At 36.2% G+C, this 8351-nt stretch carries 5 protein-coding genes; 2 read left to right on the top strand and 3 right to left on the bottom strand.

All coding sequences use genetic code 11. The features are described from left to right. Window positions 1-355: 355 nt before the first annotated feature. Entirely contained in the window at window positions 356-1843 is a 1488-nt protein-coding gene (locus tag HHU12_RS32225; RefSeq protein ID WP_169660854.1) for a sulfatase family protein, read from the bottom strand. Window positions 1844-2318: 475 nt separating this feature from the next. Between HHU12_RS32225 and HHU12_RS32220 the strand changes: the two genes are divergently transcribed. Next, a complete protein-coding gene (locus tag HHU12_RS32220) occupies window positions 2319-3788 on the top strand; it encodes an arylsulfatase (protein WP_169660853.1) in 1470 nt (489 codons plus the stop codon). A gap of 174 nt (window positions 3789-3962) precedes the next feature. Then, the gene (locus HHU12_RS32215; protein ID WP_169660852.1) at window positions 3963-4835 is read left to right on the top strand and encodes a sialate O-acetylesterase; all 873 of its coding nucleotides are present in this window, start codon (window positions 3963-3965) and stop codon (window positions 4833-4835) included. A 293-nt stretch (window positions 4836-5128) separates the two neighbouring features. Here HHU12_RS32215 and HHU12_RS32210 read toward each other — a convergent pair whose 3' ends face one another. Together HHU12_RS32210 and fucP are read right to left on the bottom strand one after the other, a co-directional pair. Continuing rightward, the gene (locus HHU12_RS32210; RefSeq protein WP_169660851.1) at window positions 5129-6283 is read right to left on the bottom strand and encodes an iron-containing alcohol dehydrogenase; all 1155 of its coding nucleotides are present in this window, start codon (window positions 6281-6283) and stop codon (window positions 5129-5131) included. A gap of 278 nt (window positions 6284-6561) precedes the next feature. Beyond that, complete coding sequence (gene fucP, locus HHU12_RS32205) at window positions 6562-7893, bottom strand: L-fucose:H+ symporter permease (protein WP_169660850.1); 1332 nt, start codon at window positions 7891-7893, stop codon at window positions 6562-6564. Window positions 7894-8351 lie beyond the last annotated feature (458 nt).

The raw sequence follows: 8351 nt of genomic DNA, 5'->3' as shown, positions 1-8351 counted from the left end.
ATGAAGATTTTATTAAATTTAAATTATCGCTGACTTACTTTTTGTCTAATTTAATGTCGGTGAGTAGTTACGAATGCTCTTATTTTGTCTGCGTTCATGTAAACATAATCATTTATAAAAATAATCCCTATTCAAAATAAGAGCATTCTAAGTTAGTATTAAGTAGTCACACATCTAGTTAGTTAGTAGTCACTTTTGTTGCAGAGTAATTAATTCTCCTTCTCTACTATTTATTTCTTTTGCAGAAGCGTAGCCAGCTACGCAAATGCTTCAAACTGAGGAAATGCAGGAAGATCAATCTTACTTTTCCTCTTGTTTGGTACATTATATCCTTTTCTTGCAAGCACTTAGCAGGTTACAGATCAAGTCCTGTTCCTTGTAAACTATAATCCTTTTCCCAATAAATTTTCCAAGGATCCTGTGTATTCTGCTGGAAAGCCTTCAATTTCTTTTTCATCACTTGAAGCACTTCTTTATACGCTTCACTATTGACAAGGTTGTGGATTTCATCAGGATCTTTATCAAGGTCATATAATTCCAATTCTGCGTGATGCAGATAGCTTTCTACAGTACGTTTACCGTAATATTCAGCTCCTGTTCTAAAACGTTCCTGCCAAGTGGAAGAGGCCCATAAATCAGAAGCAAAAGGGTATTCTAAACCTGATGCAATATTCAGAATCAGTTTATAATTTTTATGTCTTACCACACGCATTGGGTAGTACATCGTGATTTCGTGAAAAGTGTGAGAAGCATATATTTCTTCTTCTCTTTCTTTATCATCTGTTCCGCTTATTACACCAGTGAAAGATCTTCCGTGGAATTGATTTTCCTGATAATTAATATTAGCCCAGTCTAAAATTGTAGGCGTGAGGTCTACCCATGAAATAAATGCATCACTGACTTTATCTTGTTTTTTAACCAATGGATTTTTAATGATACAAGGCAGGTTCATTCCTGGTTCATATAGTGTCGTCTTTGCTCCCGGGAAAGCAACACCGTTATCTGAGATATAAATCACTATGGTATTCTCCATTTTACCCGATGCTTTTAAATGCTCCATCAGTAAACCAAAACCTGTATCCACCCTTGATACACTTTGATAATATTGTGCGAGTTCTTCTCTTGCTTCTTTGGAATCAGAGATAAAGCTAGGTACCAAAACTTCATCTGGTGAGTAAGTTATTTCTTTCACCCCTTTATACCCTTTCTTTTTGTTTCCGAAACTATTTGGATCATTCCATTTTTCACCCGTTGGGCGACCTCTATGAGGATCACCTGTACAGAAGTATAAGAAAAAGGGCTCGTCCTTCTGGAAGACATCCTGACACTTGTTTGCCATTTCAACTGTATTTCTCTGATTGGCTTTGATTATCTCTTTAAAATGAAATACTTTTTCTGGTGCCAAATGATATTTACCAATTCTTGCCGTATAATAACCATTGGCTTCCATTATGTTTGGTAATGAGCTAACGGTATCATAAGTACTGAAATGATGATAATCGTGTGTGTGGCCATAAGAACCCGTGGCGTGACCAAATTTACCCGTCAGCATTACTGATCTACTTGCCGCACAGCTTGCACTTGTACAGTAGGCATTATCAAACAATGTTCCTTCACTAGCTAATTGATCTAAGTGAGGAGTTTGAATCACTGGGTTTCCATAACAACCCAATGCATCTTTACCGTGATCATCTGAAACAAATAATATAATATTAGGTCTTTTTTCTACCTGTTGTGCCACCCCTTTTTTAGAGGATTGACATGCCGAGCATAAGAGTAATGATAGACAGAAAACCGCCCCAATATTCCTATAAATACTGGAAAATAATAATTGTTCTTTCATACTATATAATAAAAATCTTTAATCGTTTTTCTCGTTTGCTTCAGCAATATCCTAAGTGAAAATTACTCGTTTGTATCTGTGAATATTTACGTTGTATCTCAGCGTACTACTTACTGATTTAGTGTACATTAAGCTCTAAAACTATGTATATAAATACAATATTTGAAACGTACAGATACACTATTACAGCTTTTCTCAGTGGTTAGGTCTTTTCAGAAAAAATGGATAAAAAAAGGCATTTTTTGTTTCTTGAAATCATAAAATCAGTACCTTCAAATACAATTGAACTACGGCAGACACATCCCTAACCATTACAGACAGGATTTAAAGTTTTGTGTTTTTACTTTACTGTCAGTACAATGTGAAACTAAGTTTTCGAATCAAGCGGAAATATTTAGTGGACAACGTACTTAAGTACTTAATTCTTTCACACAGATTATTTACGAAGATCATTCAAATTTCAATAACTAGAGAAATGAAAAACATAAAGAATTATTTTTATCTATTGTCACTGATGATACTTAGTACAGGGTGCGCTTCATCCTCCAAAAGTCAATCATCAGCGCATCAAACAAAAAAGCCGAACATTATTTATATTCTTGCGGATGACCTTGGGTATGGTGATTTGAGTAGTTATGGGCAAACCAAATTTACGACTCCGAATATTGACGCTTTGGCCGAGTCAGGAATGAAGTTTACGCAACATTACTGTGGGTCTGCAGTCTGTGCTCCTTCACGTTCTTCATTAATGACAGGACAGCATACAGGACACACGCCTATTCGTGGCAATAAGGAGATAGAAGGAGAAGGTCAGGTTTCACTTCCTGCATCCTCTTTTACGGTGGCTGAGCTCTTAAAAGAAGAAGGGTATGTGACGGGTGCTTTTGGTAAATGGGGACTTGGTTTTGTCAATCATGAAGGCGATCCTAACAATCAGGGTTTTGATGAGTTTTTTGGCTATGTATGTCAAGCGGCGGCGCATAGATACTACCCTGAATACATTTGGCACAACGATCAAAAGGTTTTTCTTGAAGGCAATGACTGGACCAACACAGTGACTTATGCTCCAGATGTAATACAGGAAGCTACTTTAGATTTTATAGAAAACAACAAAGACAATACGTTCTTTGCCTACGTACCTTTTATTCTGCCTCATGCTGAATTGATTTCTCCTGAAGACTCTATTCTTTCAAAATACAAAGGAAAATTCCCTGAAACTGCTTTTACGTTAGACAACAAATATACATCTGATTATGGTCCGGACATTCAAAAGCATATGTATTGTTCTCAAGAAATTCCTCACGCCGCTTTTGCTTCTATGATTCATCGACTGGACACTTATGTAGGTCAAATTGTAGCGAAAGTAGAAGAGTTAGGTATTGCAGATGAAACGATCATTATGTTTGCCAGTGACAATGGCCCTCATGCGGCAGGTGGCGCAGACCCAGAGTTTTTTAATAGCGGAGGGAATTTAAAAGGTATTAAAAGAGATTTATATGAAGGTGGTGTGCGTACTCCATTTATCATTAAGTGGCCTGGCAAAGTGAAAGCTGGTGCTACTTCTGAGCACGTTTCAGCGTTTTGGGATATCTTCCCTACTTTCGCTGATATTATCGGAAAAGGTGATCATTTTGAAACAGATGGTATCTCTTTTTATCCAACTATGATAGGTAAAGGAGAGCAGGAAGAGCACCCATATCTGTATTGGGAGTTGAACTTAAGAGGTGGACGACAAGCGGTAAGATTGGGCGATTGGAAAGGGGTATTGTATAAAGTGAATAGTGGTAAATCACACATTGAGTTATACAACATAGTGAATGATCCTGAAGAGTCAACCGACGTGAGCAAAGAACACCCTGATGTGGTTAAAGAAATTGAAGGAATTATGAATTCAGCACGAACGAACTCTGAAATGTTCCCTCTTTTCACAAAGAAGGTGAAATAAATTTCTATCGCAATAGCGTTCTTTAGAGCATGTTTGAAAGTGGTTTTTATAGTGGTGGATGTAACGTGATAATTTCAATGAAGATGTAATTCAAAATTGAAAGAAAATCATAATGTAGCACCACTGTAATAGCCACTTTCACTTTTAAAAAGTAAACTTAAGACTTCAAATTTGATGAAAATACTACTATTACAATTGCTTTTTTTGTTCCCTGCCTTCTGTTTTGCACAAGACAACAAAGTCTATGTCGTTTTACTTGGCGGGCAATCCAATATGGCGGGAAGAGGTCAGTTTCAAGAACTCACCCCGGAGAACAAAGCTAGAGCAGATGAAGCTTCAAAATACGTATCCATTGCAAGTGGCTCAAAAACCGTTCATCCTCTTTCTTATAGCGCCCCAGACAAAAGACAAGTAAATTTCGGGCCTGAGTTATTTATAGGGATTCGATTGTATGAGCAATTCCCAAACCGAAAATTTTTGCTGATCAAAGAGGCTCAAGGTGGTACATCTCTTTATGGTGCTTGGCATCCACAATGGACACAGGAGAGAGTAATGATTGGCGAAAGAGATGCCAAAAGGCAAAAAATGAAACTGTTTTCAAAACATATTAGTATTGTCAAAAACGTTCTTGATCAACTTATGAATCAGGGGAAACAACCTGTAGTAATTGGAATGTGCTGGATGCAAGGAGAGAAGGACTCCAGATTGGAAGCTACAGCATCTGAATATGGAGAAAACCTTAAGCTGTTGATTCAGGGGTATAGAAATTTTTTGGATCAAGAAGATATGCTATTTGTATACGGGCAGATCAATTGTCCTCCTCGCACAAAATTCCCTAGTGGAACTGATGTGGTACGTGAGCAAATGGCTGATGCTGTAAATGAAAAAAATGGCATTTATATGATCAGCACTTCTATGGATTCTTCTTGGAAAGACTTTCCGAAACGTGAGGATAATGTACATTATAATACACTTGGGCAAGAGAAATTGGGTACTGCTTTTGGGGAGGTTTTGATTCAAAACAATAGAAAAATTGCAGTAAAATAATTTCATTATAAACTGAAAGTCAATTACTAGCACTCTTCTCACTAAAAACAAAAGGCACTCAAACGAGCGCCTTTTGTTCTTTAAGAAAGATAAGGTTCAAACTTTAGATTGAATCCTCAATAACACTTTATAGTATGTAATCGTCACCCATAGAAAAATTTCTACAGATAGTTTTTGAAACTTTCTCTTCCCTTGAGCCTAGAAAAAGAGTGTATACATGATGATAGATTGTAAGAGTATCAGGGCATAATAACCACAAAAATCTGCCCTGATATTCTTATTAGTATCCTAGTTTACATGGCCACTTTAAACAACTCAATTGCATCTTCTAAAGACACTTCTCTTGGGTTACCTGGTGCACAGATGTCTTTCAGAGCGTTTTCTGCCATTAGTTCAATATCTTCTTCTTTCGCACCCAAAGCACCAATTCCTGAAGGAATATTTACTCTTTCGGCCATTGCTGTAATGGCGTTGATAGCCGCTTCAGCACCTTGTTCGTCTGTCATGCCTGTTACATCGACACCCATCGCTTCTGCAACATTTTTCAATTTAGCAGCACAAACTTTAGCGTTATAACGCATTACGTGAGGCAGAAGAACTGCATTGGCTACACCGTGTGGGATGTCGTACTGACCACCTAATTGATGTGCCATAGAGTGTACAAAACCTAAGCCTGCATTGGAGAACGATTGTCCTGCAATAAACTGAGCCCAAGCCATTTGACTTCTTGCTTCTAAGTCTTCTCCATTTTCAACGGCCTTCACCAACGATTGAGAAACTAACTTGATGGCATATAGTGCCAGGTCATCTGACCAATGGAAGGCACCTACCGTAATGTACGCTTCAATAGCATGCGTCAAGGCGTCAAGACCCGTTGCTGCAGTTAATGATTTTGGCATACCGATCATTAATTTTGGATCGTTAACTGCAATAGAAACAAGGCAGTTTTTATCTACCATTACCATCTTTACGTTTCTTTCTTCATCTGTGATAACGTAATTAATAGTAACTTCACTTGCTGTACCTGCTGTAGTATTAATGGCTACTATAGGTGTAGATGGTTTCTTGGAAATATGTACTCCTTCATAATCAGCAATATGACCGCCGTTTGTAGCAAGAATACCAATGGCTTTTGCCGCATCTTGAGGTGAACCTCCACCTAATGAAACAATGACATCACAGTTTTCATCCTGAAGTTTTGTCAGACCTGTATGCACATTTTCGGTCGTTGGATTAGGTTGCACATTATCATAAATAGCATATTCTAATCCTGCTTCTACAATCATATCAGCAATTGTTTGGGCCATTCCCAATTCATTCAGTGCTTTATCCGTCACTAATAATGCTTTTTTATAAGGAAGACCTTTCAATTCTTCAACTAATTCTTTTAAAGAATCTGGACCGACCAAACTTAATGGTGGTAAATAGATACGTCTGCTTTCCAACATAGCTTTATGAATAAATTTTTATTAAATAAATCACACAAAAAATAAAGATTAATAAAAAAATACGAGAACAAATTAATCTTTCTTTCACATGTTAAAATTGACTTATTTTAAAGTGAAAAAAGTAGACTTTAATCAGTAAAAAAAGTGAATATTATCAATATTATAAAGCTGAATATCAATTGAATAATATATTTTAAACACAAAAAAAGACCCTCAAAAAGAGAGCCTCTATTTAACCTTTTAAACGTTATAAGTAGTCTTGATAATTAAGTGAATTTTTATCCTTTGTCGTATCTTCTAAATCCAAATATTGCTATGATTACAAAACAAATTAGTGGTAAAATAAAGGAGAAGTTTACTCCATCTAAACCAAATATTGTTTCTTGATCAATCATTTTCCCTTGTAGAGGTGGCATCAAAGCTCCACCTACAATTGCCATTACAAGTCCGGCGGCACCAAACTCACTATCTTCTCCTACATTATCTAACGCAATTGCGTATATGGTAGGAAACATCAATGACATAAATGCGGAAGTGGCTACTAATGAATATAAACCTGTATCACCTCCTACAAAAATTGTTATACTGACTGTTGAAATTGCTCCGATGGCAAAACAAGCCAATAATAATGCTGAGTTGATGTATTTCATCAGGAATGTGGCCACAAACCGACACCCAAGGAATAAGAACATCGCTATGATATTCAAGCTTTGTGCATCCGCTTTTGTATAACCAATATTTTCAGCGTATTGGATGATAAATGTCCAACACATAATTTGAGCACCTACATAAAAGATCTGAGTCATCACCCCTTCTCTGTACTCTATATTTTTAGCCAATCGCTTAATCGTCCCTACAACACTGAAATCCTTTCCAGACAATTTTTCTTGCGGTATTTTTGTCATCGCTATTATGATAAACATCACAATCACTACAATACCTAAAAGTGCATAAGGATCTCTGATGACAATAAGATCATGAAGACGAATGGATTCTTTTTCAACTGCTGATAAAGTAGTGTAAATCAACGATCCGTCTGTGTTTTTTGCCGCAGAATCTAAGTTGGATAGAATAAACTGCTGTGCTACAAACATTCCTGTAATTGATCCTATTGGATTGAATGATTGAGCAAAATTAAGTCTTCTTGTGGCCGTTGCTGGCGAACCTAATGATAGAATTAAAGGGTTGGCTGTAGTTTCTAAAAACGCTAATCCGAAGGTGATGATATAAAGCGATATTAAGAAGAAGCCAAAAATCTGGTATTGTGCTGCAGGAATAAATAATAAACATCCTGTTGCGTATAGTCCTAAGCCTACTAAAATAACCGATTTGTAAGAGTATTTTTTGATTAAAATAGCGGCCGGAAGTGCCATTGTAAAATAACCACTATAAAAGGCAAACTGCACTAATGAAGCCTTAAAAGTAGAGATTTCCATAACCGTTTGAAAAGCAGAAACCATAGGGTTTGTAATATCATTAGCAAATCCCCATAAAGCAAACAAAGATGCAATTAGAGCAAATGGCAATAGATATTTCTTCTCTATTACTTTTTCGTATTTCTTTTCATCAACAGATGGCTTGAAGTCAATATTTTCAGCTACAGTACTCATAAATCCTTTTTCTTATCTATACACTATTCTATTTTCTGGATACTGTACAGAGATGTTTCTTTATCGTTTATTTGCTTACTTAATCAATTAAGAGCTATTTCATTTCTTTCATTTTTCTTGTTACAAATCTAGCGGATGGGATAGAAACTTATTATCTCTATTCTTTCAAATCATTGAGTTATTATATCATTTTGAGGTCATAGAGGCCGTTTTTCGTAAATCATGATCATTTCAAGAAGAAATGAACAAAATAGTTTCCATTATATTCAAACGATTTTCACAGACCATACCACGGTTCATTCCTTAACCCTTAACTCAAGTTTACTTCCTCCATCTAAGTATATGACAAAAATTGATTGAACAGCATTTCTAGCTGTTCATAAAATTTATTTTGTAGGCATTGAGAAAGTTTCTCTAAGCCATATTTAAATAAACTTTTGGCTTTCCTTCCATGAGAT

The organism is Flammeovirga aprica JL-4, assembly GCF_012844305.1.
GTDB lineage: Bacteria > Bacteroidota > Bacteroidia > Cytophagales > Flammeovirgaceae > Flammeovirga > Flammeovirga aprica.
The sequence above is the reverse complement of the archived record's forward strand: the minus strand, read 5'-3'. Positions and strand labels throughout refer to the sequence as shown.